Origin of the sequence: Variovorax sp. AB1(2024), from assembly GCF_037482385.2 — a bacterium.
GTDB lineage: Bacteria > Pseudomonadota > Gammaproteobacteria > Burkholderiales > Burkholderiaceae_C > Variovorax.
This window is the reverse complement of the sequence record NZ_JBBHKP020000001.1, coordinates 4913353-4933483: the sequence shown is the minus strand read 5'-3', so window position 1 is coordinate 4933483 and position 20131 is coordinate 4913353. Positions and strand designations below refer to the sequence as shown.

The window sequence follows — 20131 nt, the reverse complement described above, 5'->3', positions numbered from 1 at the left end:
CGCGGGTCAGCGGCTGCTGAAGAGTGCGTCGTACACGCGGATCGACGCATAGGCGTCGTTCGCGGCGTAGCGGATCTGCGCCTCGGTGAGCTGCCTGTTGGCCCAGTTCGAGGTGGTCGCCTTGCGCGACTTGATGAAGCGGCGGTTGAACACCAGCGCCACCGCCGCCTTCACGCCGACCGACTTGCGGTAGCCGCGCCTGCGGAATTCGTCGTCGATGTCGAACACCGCCTTCGGCTCGATGCCGAGGCGGTTGCGTATCAGCGTGAGGTCGCCCGACAGCCCGAAGCCGACCTTGCGCAGCTCGGTCGATGCAATGAGCGCGGCCACCACCGGGTTGCATTCGGTGCGGTGCAGCTGGAACAGCCAGGCCGTGTCGCGGGTGGAGAACTGCACCACGTGCGGGCCGCCCGACACCTCGTTCTTTGCGAAGGTGGGCTTGGATTCGGTGTCGAAGCCGGCAATGCCCGCGGCCAGCAGCGCGCCGGCCGCATGCTCGGCGTCCTGCAGCGTGGCGACGACCACGATGTCTTTGAGGCCGAGGCCTTCGAAGGGTTCGAGCAGCGCGATCTGTTCGCGCTCGGGCAGGGGCGGGAGTGCCGGCTTGTGTTGCTCGCTCACCGGGAGGCTGCTTTCGTTGTCGTCTTTTTCTTCACTGCGGCTTTCTTTGCGGGAGGTTTCTTCTGTTTGGGCGGCTGGCCCGAGCGCAACGCGGCTTCATAAGCGCGGCGGCCCCAGAGGGCTGCCTCGTGCCGGTCCTCGAACAGGTCCGCCGGGGCCAGCCGGTAGGACATCGGCATCGACTGGCCCTGGCGTTCATAGGTGAAGGGCGGAAGGTCCAGCGCGTCGAAGTGCGGCGCGCTTTCTGCGTCGGCCTTGAGATAGAGCGTGTCGTTCACCACGAGGGCGATCATGCGGTCCTCGTGCCAGATGCCGTGGCCGCCGAACATGCGGCGCGTGCGAATGCGCCCAAGCCGCTCGAACACCTCGTGCAGGCTTTCGACGAATGCGCTCATTCGACAACCTTCGTGCTTCGCACTGCGGAGCGAGCTTGCTTGGGGCGGCCCGGCGCTGCGCTCATGCAGTGATCTCGATGCGGTTGCCGTCGGGGTCCAGCACCACGCTCTCGTAGTAGCCATCGCCGGTGCGGCGCGGCCCGTCGAGCAGCGGGTAGCCGTCGGCCTTCAGGCGCTGGGTGAGCGCGTCGACGGCCGCGTCGGAGCCCACGCTGATGGCCAGGTGCGTCCAGCCCATGCGCTGGGCGCCGGCCTCGGCCGTCACCGGGGAGAGCGTGGAGGTGGTCATGGCCTCGATGCGCGCGCCGTCGCCCAGGCTCAGGAAGCACGAGGCGAAGCCCTTGGCCGGGTTGGCGTACCCCGCGCCGGCGGTGGCGCCGAAGTAGTCGACATAGAAGCGCTTGCAGCGTTCGAGATCGGTGGTCCAGAGTGCGATGTGATCGATGCGCATGGAGGGCGGGAAGAGAGGCTGGATCAGCCCACGCGCCACGGCGGGCGAGCGGGCGACCAATGGTAGGCGATGCGTTCGCGGCCGCTGCCCGGATGGCGGTCGACCGTGCCGCGCTCCAGGCCGTAGCGCTCGTAGAAGCGCTGCGCCGAGGTGTTGGTCACTGCCACGTGCAGCCGCCAGCCGGTTGGAATGCGCACGCAGGCCTCGTCGAGCAGCGCCTTGCCAAGGCCCTGGGCGCGCAGGTGCGGTTCCACGAAAAGCTGTGCCACGTACTCGCGCCGCTCCAGCAGCACCATGAACGCCAGCACCTGGCCCTCGCGTTCCGCCAGCACCACGTCGGCGGGCGGGCCGAACTCGGTGTGCACGCGATGCAGCCAGTGGCCGATGGGTTCGATGAAGGCGGCGCCGCGGTTGGCCGCCGTCCAGGCCCGTCGCCAGATGCCGGCCAGCACCATGTTCTCTTCTGCGGAGCCTTCGCGCGACCGCAGGTGGAAGGCGGGAATTTGGGCGGCGGACATGCGGCTCATGATACGGCGCGAGTCCGCCCCGGTCGACCCGGGCCGCCGCTCAGGCGCGCAGGCTCTGCGCGTGGTGCGCGATGTGGTCGGCCATGAAGGTCTGGATGAAGTAGTAGCCGTGGTCGTAGCCCGCGTGGCGGCGCAGCGTGAGCGGCTGGCCGGCGGCGAAGCAGGCCGCCTCGAACGCCTCGGGGTGCAATTGCTCCGCGAGGAATTTGTCGCTCAGCCCCTGGTCGATCAGAATGCCTTGCGGGTAAGGCGCGGCCACCTGCGACTTCATGAGCGCGCTGGCGTCGTGCGAAAGCCATTGCGCGCGGTCGTCGCCGGGCGCGCCCAGGTAGCCGGCGAAGGCCTTCTCGCCCCACGGGCACTGCGTGGGCGCGCAGATCGGCGCGAAGGCAGAGAGCGACTTGAAGCGCCCCGGATGCCGCAGCGCCAGCGTGAGCGCACCGTGGCCGCCCATCGAGTGGCCGAAGATGCCGACGCGATGGCCGTCGATGGCGAAGTGCGCGGCCACCAGCGGCAGCAGTTCGTGCACGATCCAGCTCTCCATGCGCCAGTGCGTGGCCCAGGGCTCGGCCAGGGCGTCGAGGTAGAAGCCCGCGCCGATGCCGAAGTCCCAGTTGTCCTTGGCGCCCGGAATGCGCTCCGCCTCGGCGCCGCGCGGGCTGGTGTCGGGCGCGATCAGCGCAATGCCCAGGCTCGCGGCCATGCGCTGCGCGCCGGCCTTCACCGCGAAGGTTTCTTCGTTGCAGGTCAGGCCCGCGAGGTAGAGCAGGGCGGGCACGGCGCCGATCGCGGCCTGCGGCGGCAGGTAGACCGAGAAGCGCATCGGCAGGCCGATTTCGTGCGAGCGGTGCTCGTGGAAGCTTTGCACGCCGCCGAATGCGTGATGCTCGGAAAGGGTCTTGGGTGTGTTGTCTGTCATGGGGTGTTCTTGCGCAACGCAGGGACCAGTTCGAGCACGGCATCGGCAAAGGTGCGCGGCGCTTCCTGCGGCATGTTGTGGCCCACCCCGGGCACGAGGCGGTGCGAGCGCGGGCCGGAAAAGCGGTGCGCGTGGGCCGACGCCTCCGCGGGCGGGCGCACGCCGTCGTCGATGCCGTCGAAGGTGATGGTCGGCACGGTGATGGCGGGCTGGGCCGCGAGCCGGCGCTCGATGTCCGCATAGGCCGGGTCGCCCGGCACCAGGCCGAAGCGGTGGCGGTACGACTGGATCACCACGTCCACGAAGTCGGGGTGGTCGAATGCGGCGGCGCTGCGCTCGAAGGTGGCGTCGTCGAACTTCCAGGTCGGCGACCACAGCTTCCACAGCAGCTTCGTGAATGCCCTGCGGTCTTTCTCGAGACCCGCGCGGCCGCGCTCGCTGTGGAAGTAGTACTGGTACCAGAGGCTGTGCTCGTTGGCCGGCGTGTCGGGCTCCATCGCCTTCGCGATGTTCTGGATGTTGTAGCTGTTGAAGGACACCAGCCCCGCCACGCGCTCCGGCCACAGCGCCGCCACCACGCAGGCGGCACGGCCGCCCCAGTCGTAGCCGGCCAGCACCGCGCGCTCGATCTTCAGCGCATCGAGCAGCGCCAGCAGGTCGGCGCCGAGTGCTGCCTGCTCGCCCGAACGCGGCGTGGCGTCGCTCAGGAAGCGCGTGGCGCCATAGCCGCGCAGGTACGGCACGATCACGCGGCAGCCCTGGCCGGCCAGCATCGGCGCGACTTCCGCGTAGGTGTGGATGTCGTACGGAAAGCCGTGCATCAGCAGCACCGGCAGGCTGTCTGCCGGACCGGTTTCGAAGTACGCGACCTCGAGGACGCCGGCCTCGATCTTCTGCAAGGGCTCCATGCGTGTCATGGCCGGTGCCTCCGGGGCTTTTAGTAGATGACCACGCCGCGGATGGACTCGCCGCGCTTCATGAGGTCGAAGCCCTTGTTGATGTCTTCCAGCGGCATGGTGTGGGTGATGAGGCTGTCGATGTCGATCTTGCCTTCCATGTACCAGTCGACGATCTTCGGCACGTCGGTGCGGCCGCGCGCGCCGCCGAAGGCCGAGCCTTCCCACTTGCGGCCGGTGACCAGCTGGAACGGCCGCGTGCTGATCTCCGCGCCGGCCTCGGCCACGCCGATGATGATGCTGCGGCCCCAGCCCTTGTGCGTGCATTCCAGCGCCTGGCGCATCACCTTGGTGTTGCCGATGCACTCGAAGCTGTAGTCGGCGCCGCCGTCGGTCAGCTGCACGATGGCATCGACGATGTTCTCGTGGTCCTTCGGGTTCAGGAAGTGCGTCATGCCGAACTTGCGGGCCATGGCTTCGCGCTCGGGGTTCAGGTCGATGCCGATGATCTTGTCGGCGCCCACCATCCTGGCGCCCTGGATCACGTTCAGGCCGATGCCGCCCAGGCCGAACACCACCACGTTGGCGCCGGCTTCCACCTTGGCGGTGAAGATCACCGCGCCGATGCCGGTGGTCACGCCGCAGCCGATGTAGCAGACCTTGTCGAAGGGCGCGTCCTCGCGGATCTTGGCCAGCGAGATCTCGGGCGCCACGGTGTAGTTGCTGAAGGTGCTGGTGCCCATGTAGTGGGCGATGGGCTTGCCGTCGAGGCTGAAGCGGCTGGTGCCGTCGGGCATCTGGCCCTTGCCCTGCGTGCCGCGGATCAACTGGCACAGGTTGGTCTTGCGGCTCAGGCAGAACTTGCACTGGCGGCATTCGGGCGTGTACAGCGGAATGACGTGGTCGCCCTTCTTCAGGGTGGTGACGCCGGGGCCGACGTCGACCACGATGCCCGCGCCTTCATGGCCCAGGATGGCGGGGAAGATGCCTTCGGGGTCCGCGCCCGAGAGCGTGTAGTAGTCGGTGTGGCAGATGCCGGTGGCCTTGATCTCGACCAGCACTTCGCCGAACTTGGGGCCTTCGAGGTCCACGGTTTCGATGGTGAGCGGCGCTCCGGATTTCCACGCGACGGCGGCTTTGGTTTTCATGGTGTTGGGTTCTTCAGAAGGCGGGAGGGGTGAGGATACTCAGGCGGGGCCAGCGGGGAAGATACCCGACATGCCGATGAACCCGCGCACGTGGCGGACATTCCACACCCAGTTTCGCAGTGCGGGAAATTCGTCAAGCGAAATGCCGCCTTCGCCGGCCAGCGCCACGTACGGAAAGCAGGCGACGTCGGCAATGGTCGGCTCGGGCGCGGAGGCCAGCCAGCGCAGGCCCGCGCTGGCCTGTTCCGCCAGGTGGTCGTCGAGCACGCGGAACACGGCGCGCGCGCCGCCGCGGCAGGCCTCGATGTCCAGGTGGTGGTAGCCGAGCGCGTCGTGCAGCCGCGCGGCCGAGGCGGTACGGGTGATCTCGTCGGCGGTGGCGAGCCACATCGCGATCTGGCCGCGCAGCCTGGGGTCGCCGGGGTACCAGCGGCCCTGCGGGTCGTAGCGGCTCGCGAGGTAGACCAGGATGGCCTGCGCATCGCGCAGCAGGAAGCCGTCGTCGTCGAGCACCGGCAGCTGGCCGAGCGGGTTGACCCTGGCCAGGAACGCGGCCGACTTGTGTTCGCGGCCCGGAAAGAAATCGACCGGCACCGTCTGGTATTCGACGCCCAGCCACGCGAGCATCTGCCGCACCTTGAAGCAGTTGCCCGACAGCGGGTAGTCGTACAGCTTCACGGTCATGCCGCCGCCCTCACGCCGAAGCGCATGCCGCGCTCGCGCAGCCAGCGCCGGTAGGTGACGGAGGAGGTGTCGCCGCGCGTCGGCGTCTCTGCGCGGCCTTCGAGCGGCATGCGCTTGAAGGCGTGGTTCTCCAGAATGGGCTTGTCCTGCCCGAAGATGGTGTGCTGGAAGGCGATGAGCTCCGCGTCGGTGGAGTCGTCGTCGAAGCAGGCGAGCATGGTGTGCGCGATGACATGCTCGTCGTCAACGGGCTGCAGGAAAAGGCCGATGGCGTCGAGCTGCCCTTCGCGGAAGCTCGACTTGTAGAGCATGGCCGAGAAGGGCTGCATCACGCGGTACTTGTAGAGCACCTCGCTGCCTGAGCTGTCGTGCGCGGCCGAGGCCCGGGGCTGCCAGAAGCGGCAGTCGGTGGCCCAGATCTCGCCGGTGGCGGGCTCGACCTGCAATTGGTATTGCGCCACCTCGGTGTGCGGCACCTTGCCGAGGTAGTCGGCATGCACGAAGGGAAAGTGCGCCATGTCCAGGAAGTTCTCGATCACGCGCAGGCCCGACACCGCCACGCCGATGCCGCCGCAGTCGATGGTGCGGCGGCCGGGCTCGCTGTATTCGGGAAAGTCGAACAACGGGCGTGCCGGGTTGCCGCTGGGGCAGGCCCAGAGGTAGCCGTAGCGCGACTGCACGGCCAGCGGCTGCTTTCCGAGGCGGCACCGGGGCGTGCCGTCGGAGTCGTCGATCCACAGCTGCACGGTCTCGCCGAGCAGACGGGTGGTGCGAGGTGCGGACGTGGCGGGGCCGATGACAAGCCAGTCGTCGAGCATGTTGGGGTCGTCGGTGACGAAGGGCATGGGATCTTTCAGCCGAGGGCTTCGATGCCGGCGCGCAGGCTGCGCGCGGCGGTGTGCAGGGCCTGCATGGCGAGGGAGCCCGGGGCGGCGTCTGTCCAGAGGTGGACGAAGGCGAGCCGGGGCTGGGCGTCGAGCACGAGCGCGGCGGCGGCCACCCCGTCGAGCTGGCCGCGCCAGGCGCCCGAGGCTGCTTCGGCGATCAAGCCGCGTTGCGCCAGTGCCGCTCGCACGGTGTCGGCGGGCATGTTCACGGTCAGCGTGCGGCAGAAGTGCCAGCCGGCGGGCACGGCGTCGGCCAGGGCCGGTGCCGCAGGCGGTGCCTCCGGCGACAGGCGGACCCAGAGCATTCCGGCAGCCTCCGCCGTTGCGAAGGTCCTGGCGCAGACATTGCGCGGCACCTGCATGGCCGGGTGCGCCGGGATGCGGGTGCATTGCCCGCTGCCGGCCGCGTACTGCCAGCCGTGGTAAGCGCAGGCCAGGTGGTTGTCGACCACCTGGCCCAGCGTGAAGCGCACGCTGCGGTGCGGACAGCGGTTTTCCCAGGCCTGCGCGGTGCCGTCGGTGGCGCGCCAGAGCGCGAGTTCCTGGCCTTCGGCAAAGCCGGCGACGATGTTGTCACCGGGGCGAAGATCGGCCGAGCGCGCGACGGGGTGCCAGACGGCGGTGTTCTGTGTGTTCATGGCGGTGATACCGTACCGCTTCCCACGCACCGATGAAAGCCACATGGAGAGACGCTACTTTTCATTCCTGCAACGCCGGGCCGCATGAGCCGGATCGATCTTGCGCTGGTCGAGGCCTTCGTGCTGGTCGCGAAGAGCGGCAGCCTGACCAGGGCCGAAAGCCTGTCGGGCACGTCCAAGGCCACGCTGAGCCGGCAGCTCACGCGGCTCGAAGAGTTGCTGGGTGCCCAACTGCTGCTGCGCAGCCCGCGCCGCATCGCGCTCACCGAGGCGGGGCGCGCCTTTCTGCTGCGCGGGGAGGGGCTGCTCGACGAAGTGACGGGCCGGCTCGAGGCGGCCAGCACGGAGATCCACGAGCTGACCACCGGCGTGTCGGGCCGCCTCTCGCTGCTGTCGGACACGCAGTTCAGCACCTCCTTCGTCTGCCACGTGGTCAAGCTTTTCCTGGAATCGCACCCCGAGGTGCGCTGCCAGCTCGACGTGGCCAACGGCTTCCATGCCCCGCGCATCGGCGACGTCGACTGCTATGTCTGCGCCGAGCCGCCCGACGCGCCGAACCTCGTGGCCAAGCTGCTGGGGCGGCTGAACTACGGGCTCTATGCGAGTCCGCAGTACCTGGCGCGGCACCGTGCGCCGTCGTCGCCGGCTGAGTTGGCCGCCCACCGGTCCATCGTGATGAAGGAGCCTTCTTCGGGGCGTTTGCAGGTGCTGCTGGTGTCGGGCGCGCAGAGCTTTGCCTTCCAGCCCGAGCCTGCCTTCGAGACCAACGACCACTGGGTCATGAAGACCTTCTGCATCGACGGCCTGGGCATCGCGCTGCTGCCGGCCTTCTTCGTGCGGCCGGAGGTGGAGCAGGGCGTGCTCATGCCGGTGCTACCGCAGTGGCAGCCCGAGCCGCGCCGCATCTACTGCGCCTACCAGCGCCAGCGCTACATGGGGCAGAAACTGCGCGCGTTCGTCGACCTGATGGCGCGCTGCGTGGTCGACATCGACTCTTACAACTACTACGTCGGGTCATCGGCCGCGCGGCGCCGCCGGACGGCCGCGAGACCATAATCGGCGCCTGCCAGACCGACCCTCATTCATACAGCCATCATGAAGAAAATCCTCGTCCTCAACGGCCCCAACCTCAACCTGCTCGGCACGCGCGAGCCCGAACAGTACGGACGCGACACGCTGGCCGACGTCGAACGGCTGTGCAAGGAAACCGGCGCCAAGCACGGCGTGGAAATCGAATGCCGCCAGTCGAACCACGAAGGCGTGCTGATCGACTGGATCCAGGAGGCCGGCCGCGAGGTGGCGGCGGGCAACATGCTGGGCGTGGTGATGAACCCGGGCGCCTATACCCACACCTCCATCGCCCTGCACGACGCCATCAAGGGCGCGAGCGTGCCGCTGATCGAACTGCACATCTCGAACGTGCACGCGCGCGAGCAGTTCCGCCACCACTCGTACATCTCGCCGGCGGCGAAGGGGATCATCGTGGGCCTGGGCGTGAAGGGCTACACGCTCGCCATCGCGGCGCTGGTGCCCTGACCGCCCTGAACTAGTACTGCTGCTTCGGCGCCGCCGCCTTCCAGCTGCGGCTGACGCGGCCCTGGCTGTCGACGCTTTCGAGGTGCACGTCGAAGCCCCAGAGCCGCGCGACGTGCTTCAGCACTTCCTCGGCGCCGTCGTGCAGGGGCAGGTGGTTGCGCTGCGTATGGCGCAAGGTCAGCGAGCGGTCGCCGCGCGTGGCCACGTTCCAGACCTGGATGTCGGGCTCGCGGCTGCCGATGTCGTACTGGCGTGACAGCGATTCGCGCAGCGCGTGGTAGCCGCTGTCGTCGTGGATGGCCGACACCTCCAGCTCCGACTCGCTCTGGAAATCGCGGATCGAGAACAGGCGCAGGTCGCGCATCGTCTTCGGGCTCAGGAACTGGCCGATGAAGCTCTCGTCCTTGAAGTTGCGCATGGCGTAGTCGAGCGTCTTGACCCAGTCGGTGTCCACGAAGTCGGGGAACCAGCGGCGGTCTTCCTCGGTCGGCTTCTCGCACACGCGGCGCAGGTCGGTCATCATCTTGAAGCCGAGCGCATACGGGTTGATGCCGCTGTAGGCGCGGTGCCCCACCGGCGGCTGGTAGATCACGCCGGTGTGCGAGCTGAGCCATTCCATCATGAAGCCGTCGGCCAGCTGGCCCCGGTCGTACATGGTGTTGAGCAGCGTGTAGTGCCAGAAGGTGGCCCAGCCTTCGTTCATGACCTGGGTCTGGCGCTGCGGGTAGAAGTACTGCGCGATCTTGCGCACGATGCGCACCACCTCGCGCTGCCAGGGTTCGAGCAGGGCGGCGTTCTTCTCGATGAAATACAGCAGGTTCTCCTGCGGCTCCGACGGGAAGCGCTTCGACGAATCGGCCTCGGCAGCCTGCTCGCTCTTGCGCGGCAGGGTGCGCCAGAGGTCGTTCACCTGCTGCTGCATGTGCCGCTCGCGCTCGGCGCGCTGCGCGCTTTCCTGCGCCAGCGAACGCTTCTGCGGACGGCGATAACGGTCGACGCCGTAGTTCATCAGCGCGTGGCAGGAGTCGAGCAGCTGCTCGACCGCATCGAGGCCGTGGCGCTCCTCGCATTCGGCGATGTAGTGCCGCGCGTAGACCAGGTAGTCGATGATGGACGAGGCATCCGTCCACATGCGAAACAGATAGTTGCCCTTGAAGAAGCTGTTGTGGCCGTAGGCCGCATGCGCGATCACCAGGGCCTGCATGGCCATGGTGTTCTCTTCCATCAGGTAGGCGATGCACGGATCGGAGTTGATGACGATCTCGTAGGCCAGCCCCATGTGGCCGCGCTTGTAGTTCTTCTCGGTCGAGATGAACTGCTTGCCGTACGACCAGTGGCGGTAGATCATGGGCATGCCCACGCTGGCGTAGGCGTCCATCATCTGCTCGGCCGTGATGACCTCGAGCTGGTTCGGGTACACGTCGAGGCCGTAGCTCCTGGCCGTCCTGGCGATCTCGGCGTGGTAGGTCTCGATGAGTTCGAAGGTCCAGTCGGAGGGGCTGGGCAGGCGTTCGTGAACACGGTCGGTGATCATGATGTCACCCCTTCCTTCTTGAACAGGTCGCGGAAGACCGGATAGATGTCCTGCGCGTCGGACACCTTGCGCATCGCGAAGTTGGGCTGCACGCCTTCGAGCTGCTGGTACTCCTGCCACAGGTTCTGCTCGGTCTCGGCCACCTGCACGTAGGCGTAGTAGCGCACCACGGGCAGGATGTTGTCGACCAGCAGCTCGCGGCAGCGGCCGCTGTCCTGGTGCCAGTTGTCGCCGTCGCTGGCCTGCGCGCCGTACACGTTCCACTCGCCGCTGGGGTAGCGCGCCTTGATGATCTCGTCCATCAGCACCAGCGCGCTCGACACCACGGTGCCGCCCGTCTCGGTGGCGTGGAAGAACTCTTCCTCGGTCACCTCCTGCGCCTGCGTGTGGTGGCGCAGGAACACGAGGTCGATCTTCTCGTAGTGCCGCGTGAGGAACATGTACAGCAGCATGAAGAAGCGCTTGGCCATGTCCTTGCGCGCCTCGTCCATGGAGCCCGACACGTCCATCAGGCAGAACATCACCGCCTTGGCGCTGGGCACGGGCGTCTTCACGCGGTTGCGGTAGCGCAGGTCGATCGGGTCGATGTAGGGCACGTGCCGCATGGTGCGGCGCAGCTCGGCGATGCGCTCCTCGGTCTCGCGGATCTCGTTCTGGACGAGGGCCTGCGCGGCCTGCGGATGCTGCTTCAACTGCTCGAGGTGCGCCTCCAGGCGCTTGAGTTCCTTGCGCGGCTCGCCGCCCAGCGCGATGCGGCGGGCGAGGGCGCCGCGCATCGAGCGCACCACGTGCAGGTTGTTGGGGGAGCCGTCGCTGGTGAAGCCGGCGCGGTGGCTCTTCCACTCGGGCACGTCGGCGATCTGCGTGCGAATGAGGTGCGGCAGCGCGAGGTCGTCGAAGAAGACGCGCATGAACTCCTCGCGCGTGAGGCGGAAGACGAAGTCATCCTCGCCTTCGCCGCCGTCGCTGGCTTCCCCGCTGCCGGAGCCGCCGCCGCCCCCGCCTTCGGGGCGCTTGATGCGGTCGCCCTTCAGGTATTCCTGGTTGCCCGGGTGCACGTATTCGCGGTCGCCGCCGCGCGCATGGCCGAACACGGGCTCGGACACATCGTGGCGCGGCAGGGTCACGTCTTCGCCTTGCTCCAGTTCGCGGATGTTGCGCCCGCTGACGGCGCGCCTCACCGCTTCCTGGATCTGCCCCTTGTAGCGCCTGAGAAAGCGCTCGCGGTTGCCAATGGACTTGTTCTTGCCCGATAGCCGGCGGTCGATGATCTGCTGCAGGATGGCCACGATGTCTGCTCCCTTAATGACGGATCACGCGTTCCTTCGTGAACGCCGTGGAACCGGCTTTGCCGGGCCGCTGGCGTTGCCCCCTGCAAGGGGGTTGGCGAAGCGACACGAAGTGCGCGAAGCCTGGGGGTGTGCCATATCAAGAGCTTTTGCGCACCCGCAGATACCACTCGCAGAGCAGGCGCACCTGCTTGGCGGTGTAGCCCTTCTCCACCATGCGCGTCACGAAGTCCTCGTGCTTCTTCTGCTCGTCGGCGCTGCTCTTGGTGTTGAAGCTGATCACCGGCAGGAGCTCCTCGGTGTTGGAGAACATCTTCTTCTCGATCACCGCGCGCAGCTTCTCGTAGCTGGTCCACGCCGGGTTGCGCCCCGCGTTGCCGGCCCGTGCGCGCAGCACGAAGTTGACGATCTCGTTGCGGAAGTCCTTCGGGTTGCCGATGCCTGCAGGCCGCTCGATCTTCTCGAGTTCGGCGTTGAGCGAGGCGCGGTCGAACACTTCGCCGGTGTCCACGTCGCGGAACTCCTGGTCCTGGATCCAGTAGTCGGCGTAGGTCACGTAGCGGTCGAAGATGTTCTGGCCGTACTCGCTGTAGCTCTCCAGGTAGGCGGTCTGGATCTCCTTGCCGATGAACTCGGCGTAGCGCGGCGCCAGTAGCTCCTTGATGTAGCTGATGTACTTCTGCTCGACCTCGGGCGCGAACTGCTCGCGTTCGATCTGCTGCTCTAGCACGTACATCAGGTGCACCGGGTTCGCGGCCACTTCGGAGCTGTCGAAGTTGAAGACCTTGGAGATGATCTTGAAGGCGAAGCGCGTGGAGACGCCGCTCATGCCCTCGTCGACGCCCGCGTAGTCGCGGTACTCCTGGATCGACTTGGCCTTGGGATCGGTGTCCTTGAGGTTCTCGCCGTCGTACACCTGCATCTTGCTGAAGGTGCTGGAGTTCTCGGGCTCCTTCAGGCGCGTGAGCACCGAGAGCTGGGCCATCATGCGCAGCGTTCCCGGGGCGCAGGGTGCCTTGGCGAGCGACGAATTGCGCACGAGCTTCTCGTAGATCTTGATCTCTTCGGAGGCGCGCAGGCAGTAGGGCACCTTGACGATGTAGATCCGATCGAGGAAAGCCTCGTTGTTCTTGTTGTTGCGGAAGGCCTTCCACTCGCTCTCGTTGCTGTGCGCGAGCACGATGCCGTCGAAGGGGATGGCGCCGAAGCCTTCCGTCCCCTTGAAGTTGCTTTCCTGCGTGGCCGTGAGCAGCGGATGCAGCACCTTGATGGGCGCCTTGAACATTTCCACGAACTCCAGCAGCCCCTGGTTGGCCAGGCACAGGCCGCCGGAGTAGGCGTATGCGTCGGGGTCGTCCTGGGCGTAGGTCTCGAGCTTGCGGATGTCGACCTTGCCGACCAGCGAGGAGATGTCCTGGTTGTTCTCGTCGCCGGGCTCGGTCTTGGCGACGGCGATCTGCCGCAGCACGGACGGGTAGCGCTTGACGACCTTGAACTGGCGGATGTCGCCGCCGTACTCCTCGAGCCGCTTGACGGCCCAGGGCGAGAGGATCCGGTTCAGGTAGCGGCGGGGGATGCCGTATTCCTTTTCGAGGATCTCGCCGTCTTCCAGCGCGTCGAAGAGGCCGAGCGGGGATTCGTTGACCGGCGAACCCTGTATCGCGTAGAACGGCACGTGCTCCATGAGCTGCTTCAGGCGCTCCGCGATGGAGCTCTTGCCGCCACCCACCGGGCCCAGCAGGTAAAGGATCTGCTTCTTTTCTTCCAGTCCCTGCGCGGCGTGGCGGAAATAGGACACCACCTGTTCTATGGCGTCTTCCATGCCGTAGAACTCCTTGAACGCCGGGTAGATCTTGATGACCTTGTTGGCGAAGATGCGCGACAGACGGGGGTCGTTGCGCGTGTCTACCAACTCCGGCTCGCCGATAGCCTTGAGCATTCGCTCGGAGGCCGTGGCATACGCGGTGGGATCGCGCTTGCAGATGTCAAGGTAGTCCTGCAGCGAGATGACTTCCTCGCGTGTGCGCTCGTAGCGGGCGGCAAAGTTGCTGATCACATCCATGGTCACGCCTCCATCAAGAGTCAGTGGGCTTTTGGCCCGATGGCGTGCAACAAAGGCTTTGCGCAACATTTAAGGTGTGCCTGCCCTTGGCTGCATGCCGCGGAAAACTCCCTTACAACAATCTGCTAACAATCAGCATAAAGCAAAGATTGAACCCGGCAAATCATTTGTTAATTCAGAACCACGCTATCAAGTAAAGTTCCGCGAAAAACAAGGAACAAATTTCCGGATTTCGGCTAAATTCAAGGGCTGACTTTTTGATTTTCTCCGGGTGAAAACGCCTATGTCGAACGGCCATTGGCCGTTTTTGATTTTTCTCCGGGAAAAACTCGCCTATTGAGCTTCAAGTCTCAAAAAAGCCTGCCTTCTTCTGCAATAACGCGCGATCTGCCGTTTGGTTTATTGCTCTAACAAAAAAATATAAAAGCAATCCTCGCGCCACCTCGCGATAGGTGGTTTGCGCCAACCGGCGTGGGAACGCTGCCGGTGCCCGCACCAACTTGGTGATCCATGAAAGACAAAGGGCCGCGATCGCGGCCCTTGTAGTGATGTGGTGCGGTCATGTCACCGCGGCGGCATCGAGTTCAGCTGAAGAACTCCTTCGCCTTGTCGAACCACCCCTTGTCGGTCGGGCTGTGCTTCTCGCCGCCCTTCTTGAGGGAGTCGTCGAGGTCCTTCAGCAGCTTGCGCTGGAACTCGGTGAGCTTCACGGGCGTCTCTACGCGCACGTGGCAGTACAGGTCGCCGGGGTAGCTCGAGTTCACGCCCTTGATGCCCTTGCCGCGCAGGCGGAACTGCTTGCCACTCTGCGTGCCTTCGGGAATGTCGATGGCTGCCGCGCCCTTGAGCGTGGGCACGTTGATCTCGCCGCCCAGCGCTGCCGTGGTCATGCTCACCGGCACCACGCAGTGCAGGTTGTCGCCGTCGCGCTCGAAGATGTCGTGCTTCTTGAGGCGGATCTCGATGTACAGGTCGCCCGGCGGGCCGCCGTTGACGCCCGGCTCGCCGCTGCCGGTGACGCGCATGCGCTGGCCGTCGTCGATGCCCGCGCGGATCTTCACTTCGAGCGTCTTGTTGCGCTTGATCTTGCCCTGGCCGTGGCACGCGGTGCAGGGCTCGGGAATGATCTTGCCGCTGCCGTGGCAGGTGGGGCAGGTCTGCTGCACGCTGAAGAAGCCCTGGCGCATCTGCACCGCGCCCGCGCCGTGGCAGGTGGTGCAGGTGATGGGCTTGGTGCCGGGCTTGGCGCCCGAGCCGTGGCAGGTGTCGCACTCGTCCCAGGTCGGGATGCGGATCTCGGTCGTCTTGCCTTCCGCGGCTTCCTCGAGCGTGATCTCCATCGCGTAGCTGAGGTCGCTGCCGCGGAACACCTGGCGCCCGCTGCTGGTGCGGCCGCGGCCGCCGCCGCCAAACACGTCGCCGAAGATGTCGCCGAAGGCTTCCGCGAAGCCGCCGAAGCCTTCCGCGCCCGGACCGCCGCGCATGTTGGGGTCTACGCCGGCGTGGCCGTACTGGTCGTAGGCTGCGCGCTTCTGTCCGTCGGACAGCATTTCGTAGGCTTCCTTCACCTCCTTGAACTTGGCCTCGGCGTCCTTTGCGGTGTCGCCGTGGTTGCGGTCCGGGTGGTGCTTCATCGCGAGCTTGCGATAAGCCTTCTTGATTTCGTCCTCGCTCGCGTTCTTGGGGACGCCGAGGGTTTCGTAGTAGTCGCGTTTGGTGGCCATGGCAGGTCGGTCAGCAGATCAGGGAAGCAGCGGGAACTCGGGTAACTTGAAGCGAGAAAGGCTGGAGCACCTGCGCAGGTGTTCCAGCCTTGCCGAAGGGTCTGAAGATCAGCCCTTCTTGACTTCCTTGACTTCGGCGTCGACCACGTTGTCGTCGGCCTGCGCATGTGCGCCGGCTTCCGCGCCCGCCGGACCCGAAGCCGCCGAGGCGCCGGCCGCGGCCTGCGATTCGGCATACATCTTCTCGCCGAGCTTCTGGCTCGCGGTCATCAGCGTGTTGGTCTTTTCCTCGATCGCGGCCTTGTCTTCACCCTTGAGGGCTTCTTCCAGGTCCTTGATCGCGGCTTCGATCGCATCCTTCTCGGCGGCTTCCAGGCTGGCGCCGTGCTCGCCCAGCGACTTCTTCACGCTGTGGACCATGGCTTCGCCCTGGTTGCGGGCCTGCACGATCTCGAGCTTCTTCTTGTCGTCGGCCGCGTTCAGCTCGGCGTCCTTCACCATCTTCTGGATCTCGTCTTCGCTCAAGCCCGAGTTCGCCTTGATGGTGATCTTGTTTTCCTTGCCGGTGCCCTTGTCCTTGGCGCCGACGTGCAGGATGCCGTTGGCGTCGATGTCGAAGCTCACCTCGATCTGCGGCGTGCCGCGCGATGCCGGCGGAATGCCTTCGAGGTTGAACTCGCCGAGCAGCTTGTTGCCCGAGGCGATGTCGCGCTCGCCCTGGAACACCTTGATGGTCACGGCCGGCTGGTTGTCCTCGGCGGTCGAGAAGGTCTGCGCGAACTTCGTCGGGATGGTCGTGTTCTTGGCGATCATCTTCGTCATCACGCCGCCCATGGTCTCGATGCCCAGCGACAACGGGGTCACGTCGAGCAGCAGCACGTCCTTGCGGTCGCCCGAGAGCACCTGGCCCTGGATGGCGGCGCCGACGGCCACGGCTTCGTCGGGGTTCACGTCCTTGCGCGGTTCCTTGCCGAAGAAGGCCTTCACCTTGTCCTGGACCTTGGGCATGCGGGTCATGCCGCCGACCAGGATCACGTCGTTGATGTCGCCCACGCTGATGCCGGCGTCCTTGATGGCCAGGCGGCAGGGAGCGATGGTGCGCTCGATCAGCTCGTCGACCAGGCTTTCGAGCTTGGCGCGGGTGAGCTTGATGTTCAGGTGCTTCGGACCCGTGGCATCGGCAGTGATGTAGGGCAGGTTGATGTCGGTCTGCGCGCTGTTCGACAGTTCGATCTTGGCCTTTTCAGCGGCTTCCTTCAGGCGCTGCAGGGCCAGCACGTCCTTGCTCAGGTCGACGCCCTGTTCCTTTTTGAACTCGCCGATGATGTAGTCGATGATGCGCTGGTCGAAGTCTTCGCCGCCCAGGAAGGTGTCGCCGTTGGTCGACAGCACTTCGAACTGCTTTTCGCCGTCGACGTCGGCGATCTCGATGATCGACACGTCGAAGGTACCGCCGCCGAGGTCATACACGGCGATCTTGCGGTCGGCCTTGTCCTGCTTGTCCAGGCCGAAGGCCAGGGCGGCAGCGGTGGGCTCGTTGATGATGCGCTTGACGTCGAGGCCCGCGATGCGGCCGGCGTCCTTGGTGGCCTGGCGCTGGGCGTCGTTGAAGTAGGCCGGCACCGTGATCACGGCTTCGGTCACGGTCTCGCCGAGGTAGTCTTCGGCGGTCTTCTTCATCTTGCGCAGGATGTCGGCGCTGACCTGCTGCGGGGCCATCTTCTTGCCGCGCACTTCCACCCATGCGTCGCCGTTGTCGGCCTTGGCGATGGTGTAGGGCATCAGGTCGATGTCCTTCTGGACTTCCTTTTCCTCGAACTTGCGCCCGATCAGGCGCTTGATCGCGTACAGCGTGTTCTTGGGGTTGGTGACGGCCTGGCGCTTGGCCGAGGCACCGACCAGCACTTCACCGTCTTCCTGGTACGCGACGATCGACGGCGTGGTGCGCGCACCTTCCGAGTTCTCGATCACACGCGTGGTGTTGCCTTCCATGATCGACACGCACGAGTTGGTGGTGCCGAGGTCGATGCCGATGATCTTTGCCATGTTCTTACTCCTGAAAGCCTGAAAAATATGTTGTTATGAACTTGTGGATAACCCGTCGCGATTCAAGGCATGAAGCGGGGATTTCCTGTGGGAATCTTGTGTGCGGGTGTTGGCTGGGGCCGATTACTTCGGCGCGCTGACCGTGACCAGCGCCGGGCGCAGCACGCGCTCGTTGATGGTGTAGCCCTTCTGCAGGACGGTCACCACCGTGTTCGGCTCCTGGTCGGCGGGCACCACCGAGATGGCCTGGTGCTGGTGCGGGTCGAACCTGGTGCCGGGGGCGGGGGCCACTTCGATCACCTTGTTGCGTTCGAGCGCGCTCTTGAGCTGGCGCAGCGTGGCTTCGGCGCCTTCGCGGATCTGCTCGGGCGTGGCGTCCTTGACGGCCAGGCCGGCTTCGAGGCTGTCGGTCACCGGCAGCAGGCTTTCGGCAAAGGCCTCGACGGCGAACTTGCGGGCCTTGGAGACTTCCTCGTCGGCGCGGCGGCGGGCGTTCTGCACGTCGGCCTGGGCGCGCAGGTACTGGTCGGCCAGTTCGGCGTTCTTGGCCTGCAGGGCAGCCAGCTCGCCTTGGGCCTGCGCCAGTGCGGCGAGGGCATCGGCTTCGTTGGCGGCTTGCGCGGCCTCCAGTTCTTCGGGGCTTGGCTCGCCTTGCAGCATTTGCGAATTCTGTGCGGATTGTTGCGGGTCAGACATTTTTCAAAGAACCGGCGTGAGCCGGAAAACAAACGATAGCCAGCCACTTGGGGCTGGCCAGAAGCATTTCAAGCGAAAAAAAGCAGCAAAAAGCGCCGCGCAGGCATGAAAAAGGCCCGAAAACGGGCCTTGGGGCCGTCGGCGCGAACGCTCAGTGCGCGTCGAGCAGCTCTACGTCGAACTTGAGCGTGGCGTTCGGGGGGATCACGCCGCCGGCGCCGCGGGCACCGTAGCCCAGCGATGCGGGGATGATCAGCGTGCGCTTGCCGCCGATCTTCATGCCGGCCACGCCTTCGTCCCAGCCCTTGATGACCTGGCCGGCGCCCAGCGAGAACGCGAACGGGTCGTTGCGGTCGCGGCTGGAGTCGAACTTGGCGCCCTGGGTGCCGTCGTTGTAGAGCCAGCCGGTGTAGTGCACGTGCACGTGCTGGCCAGCCTTGGCTTCGGCGCCGGTGCCGACTTCGGTGTCTTCGTATTGCAGGCCGGAGGGGGTGGTGGGCATGGGAAACGCTCCTTGCGTCGATGTGAGAAGAATGAATCGAAGGCGCGGAGTTTAACGAGGCCGGATTCGCCCGGCCTGTAGTGCGTCAGCCGTGGCTGGTGTCGTCGCCGGGCTGCGCGGGTGTGGGAGCGGGCGCCGCGGCCGGGGTTTGCGGCTCCGGCGCGGGGACGGCAGCGGCGGGCGCGGGCACTGCCGGCGCTGCCGCCTTCTTGATCTGCCCCAGCTGCCACTTGCCGGCAAACGCCTGCAGGTCGGACAGCCGCTTGAGCAGGTCCTGTCCGCTGAGCGTGAGGCTGTAGCCGTCGCTGCCGTGGCCGACGATGCCGGCTTCGCGCAGTTCCTTGATGCGGGTGTTGAGCGTGTTGGGAGTGATGCCGCCCACGCTGTCCTGCAGCAGGCGGAAAGTCTGGGCATGACCGTCGCGCAGCGCCCAGAGCACGCGCAGTGCGTAGCGGGCTTCGAGCAGGGCGAGCAGCTGGCTGACGGCTGCGTTTTCCTTGGTACTCATCGACATCATCTCCTCGAAGCTGGGCGGGCCGCCGACCTGGGGGCAGGGGCGATGGCGCGCGTTCTCTTGTATGTGGTTATGAACCGTCAGGGTGGCAGACGACTATAGCGCAAAGGATCGTGATGCTACTAGTTTTATAGCTGTGAACGCAAGCGGCATGCGGGTTGTGAGACAAAGCCTCACAAATTGGAGTAATTGGCCATGGCTTCGCCCAGCCGGATCGCGCGCCCTGGCGACCAGTCCGGGTTGAACGCCAGCGCAGGCGCCGGGAACAGCATGACGACCGTCGAGCCGAGCAAGAAACGGCCCATCTCGTCGCCCTTGCGGATGTCGATCTGCTGGTCGTTGTAGCTCCACTCGCGCAGTTCGCCCACGCGCGGCGGATTGACCACGCCGTGCCACACCGTGGCCATGCTGCCGACGATGGTGGCGCCCACCAGCACCAGCACGAAGGGGCCGTGCGCCGACTCGAACACGCACACCACGCGCTCGTTGCGCGCGAAGAGGCCTGGCACGCCGCGCGCCGTGGTCGGGTTCACCGAGAACAGGTCGCCCGGCACGTGGATCATGCGCACCAGCCGACCGTCGCAGGGCATATGGATGCGGTGGTAGTCCTTCGGGCTGAGGTAGAGGGTCGCGAAACTGCCGTGCGCGAACTTGGCCGCCAGCGTGGCGTCGCCGCCGACCAAGGCGGTGGTCGTGTAGTTGTGGCCCTTGGCCTGGAAGATCTGGTCGCCCTGGATCGGGCCGAACTGGCTGATCGCGCCGTCCACCGGGCAGGTCAGGTCGGCCTGCGCGAGCGGGCGCACGCCCGGCTTGAGCTCGCGCGTGAAGAACTGGTTGAAGCTCTTGTAGTGCTCGATGTCCGACTCGAGCGCCTCGCCCATGTCCACGCCGTACTTGGCCACGAAACGCCGGATGATCCACGTCGTGACCGCCCCCCGCTCCTTGCCCGCGACCCAGCCGGCGAAATTGGTCAGGGCCTGCTTGGGGAACAGGTATTGGGGCAGTACGGCGGAGCGGTCGGACACGTGGTGGGGGCCTGGAATGCGAATTGGAGGGGCATTC

Annotated in this window: 20 protein-coding genes and 1 pseudogene; 2 read left to right on the top strand and 19 right to left on the bottom strand. The window is 66.0% G+C overall.

Translation table 11 applies throughout. The features are described 5' to 3' along the window. Window positions 1–6: 6 nt before the first annotated feature. From WIX39_RS23095 to WIX39_RS23050, 10 genes are all read right to left on the bottom strand, one after another. The gene (locus WIX39_RS23095; RefSeq protein ID WP_081268588.1) at window positions 7–621 is read right to left on the bottom strand and encodes a 3'-5' exonuclease; all 615 of its coding nucleotides are present in this window, start codon (window positions 619–621) and stop codon (window positions 7–9) included. Then, window positions 618–1016 carry a TfoX/Sxy family protein gene (locus tag WIX39_RS23090; protein ID WP_106937377.1) on the bottom strand — a complete coding sequence of 133 codons (399 nt, stop codon included), beginning with the start codon at window positions 1014–1016 and terminating at the stop codon, window positions 618–620. Before WIX39_RS23090 ends, WIX39_RS23095 begins: the two co-directional genes overlap by 4 nt. A gap of 61 nt (window positions 1017–1077) precedes the next feature. Beyond that, complete coding sequence (locus tag WIX39_RS23085; protein ID WP_285414437.1) at window positions 1078–1467, bottom strand: VOC family protein; 390 nt, start codon at window positions 1465–1467, stop codon at window positions 1078–1080. A gap of 23 nt (window positions 1468–1490) precedes the next feature. After that, window positions 1491–1985 carry a GNAT family N-acetyltransferase gene (locus tag WIX39_RS23080; RefSeq protein WP_234382446.1) on the bottom strand — a complete coding sequence of 165 codons (495 nt, stop codon included), beginning with the start codon at window positions 1983–1985 and terminating at the stop codon, window positions 1491–1493. A 49-nt stretch (window positions 1986–2034) separates the two neighbouring features. After that, window positions 2035–2913 (bottom strand): S-formylglutathione hydrolase, encoded by an 879-nt coding sequence (gene fghA, locus WIX39_RS23075; protein WP_409195935.1) that lies wholly within the window; start codon window positions 2911–2913, stop codon window positions 2035–2037. Then, complete coding sequence (locus WIX39_RS23070; RefSeq protein WP_409195934.1) at window positions 2910–3830, bottom strand: alpha/beta fold hydrolase; 921 nt, start codon at window positions 3828–3830, stop codon at window positions 2910–2912. The genes fghA and WIX39_RS23070 overlap by 4 nt, the downstream gene beginning before the upstream one ends. Before the next feature lie 20 nt (window positions 3831–3850). Continuing rightward, window positions 3851–4957 carry an S-(hydroxymethyl)glutathione dehydrogenase/class III alcohol dehydrogenase gene (locus tag WIX39_RS23065; protein ID WP_106937382.1) on the bottom strand — a complete coding sequence of 369 codons (1107 nt, stop codon included), beginning with the start codon at window positions 4955–4957 and terminating at the stop codon, window positions 3851–3853. Between the two features lie 39 nt (window positions 4958–4996). Further along, entirely contained in the window at window positions 4997–5641 is a 645-nt protein-coding gene (locus WIX39_RS23060) for a glutathione S-transferase family protein (protein WP_409195933.1), read from the bottom strand. Then, window positions 5638–6486, bottom strand: a complete 849-nt coding sequence (locus tag WIX39_RS23055; RefSeq protein WP_409195932.1) for an aromatic ring-hydroxylating dioxygenase subunit alpha — start codon at window positions 6484–6486, stop codon at window positions 5638–5640. The genes WIX39_RS23060 and WIX39_RS23055 overlap by 4 nt, the downstream gene beginning before the upstream one ends. 8 nt (window positions 6487–6494) lie before the next feature. Next, window positions 6495–7166 (bottom strand): Rieske 2Fe-2S domain-containing protein, encoded by a 672-nt coding sequence (locus WIX39_RS23050; RefSeq protein ID WP_409195931.1) that lies wholly within the window; start codon window positions 7164–7166, stop codon window positions 6495–6497. An 84-nt stretch (window positions 7167–7250) separates the two neighbouring features. On the opposite strand from WIX39_RS23050, the gene WIX39_RS23045 reads away from it, so the two are divergent. Beyond that, the gene (locus WIX39_RS23045; RefSeq protein WP_409195930.1) at window positions 7251–8222 is read left to right on the top strand and encodes a LysR family transcriptional regulator; all 972 of its coding nucleotides are present in this window, start codon (window positions 7251–7253) and stop codon (window positions 8220–8222) included. 39 nt (window positions 8223–8261) lie between these two features. After that, entirely contained in the window at window positions 8262–8702 is a 441-nt protein-coding gene (gene aroQ, locus WIX39_RS23040) for a type II 3-dehydroquinate dehydratase (protein ID WP_081268598.1), read from the top strand. A 10-nt stretch (window positions 8703–8712) separates the two neighbouring features. Here the strand turns inward: aroQ and WIX39_RS23035 are convergent, their stop codons facing one another. From WIX39_RS23035 to asd, 9 genes and pseudogenes are all read right to left on the bottom strand, one after another. Next, the gene (locus WIX39_RS23035) at window positions 8713–10236 is read right to left on the bottom strand and encodes a SpoVR family protein (RefSeq protein WP_409195929.1); all 1524 of its coding nucleotides are present in this window, start codon (window positions 10234–10236) and stop codon (window positions 8713–8715) included. Continuing rightward, on the bottom strand, window positions 10233–11525 hold the full coding sequence (locus WIX39_RS23030) for a YeaH/YhbH family protein (protein ID WP_409195928.1): 1293 nt from the start codon (window positions 11523–11525) through the stop codon (window positions 10233–10235). The genes WIX39_RS23035 and WIX39_RS23030 overlap by 4 nt, the downstream gene beginning before the upstream one ends. A gap of 139 nt (window positions 11526–11664) precedes the next feature. Next, window positions 11665–13587 carry a PrkA family serine protein kinase gene (locus WIX39_RS23025; RefSeq protein WP_106933825.1) on the bottom strand — a complete coding sequence of 641 codons (1923 nt, stop codon included), beginning with the start codon at window positions 13585–13587 and terminating at the stop codon, window positions 11665–11667. Window positions 13588–14171: 584 nt separating this feature from the next. Continuing rightward, the gene (gene dnaJ, locus WIX39_RS23020; RefSeq protein ID WP_205367295.1) at window positions 14172–15311 is read right to left on the bottom strand and encodes a molecular chaperone DnaJ; all 1140 of its coding nucleotides are present in this window, start codon (window positions 15309–15311) and stop codon (window positions 14172–14174) included. Window positions 15312–15419: 108 nt separating this feature from the next. After that, a complete protein-coding gene (dnaK, locus tag WIX39_RS23015; protein WP_081268602.1) occupies window positions 15420–17357 on the bottom strand; it encodes a molecular chaperone DnaK in 1938 nt (645 codons plus the stop codon). A gap of 123 nt (window positions 17358–17480) precedes the next feature. Beyond that, a complete protein-coding gene (gene grpE, locus WIX39_RS23010) occupies window positions 17481–18053 on the bottom strand; it encodes a nucleotide exchange factor GrpE (protein WP_081268603.1) in 573 nt (190 codons plus the stop codon). A 151-nt stretch (window positions 18054–18204) separates the two neighbouring features. After that, window positions 18205–18555, bottom strand: a complete 351-nt coding sequence (locus WIX39_RS23005) for an FKBP-type peptidyl-prolyl cis-trans isomerase (protein ID WP_056590059.1) — start codon at window positions 18553–18555, stop codon at window positions 18205–18207. 205 nt (window positions 18556–18760) lie between these two features. Then, window positions 18761–19063: pseudogene (locus tag WIX39_RS23000) on the bottom strand (winged helix-turn-helix transcriptional regulator); the annotation flags it as partial. A 179-nt stretch (window positions 19064–19242) separates the two neighbouring features. After that, window positions 19243–20094, bottom strand: a complete 852-nt coding sequence (asd, locus tag WIX39_RS22995; protein WP_409195927.1) for an archaetidylserine decarboxylase — start codon at window positions 20092–20094, stop codon at window positions 19243–19245. Window positions 20095–20131 lie beyond the last annotated feature (37 nt).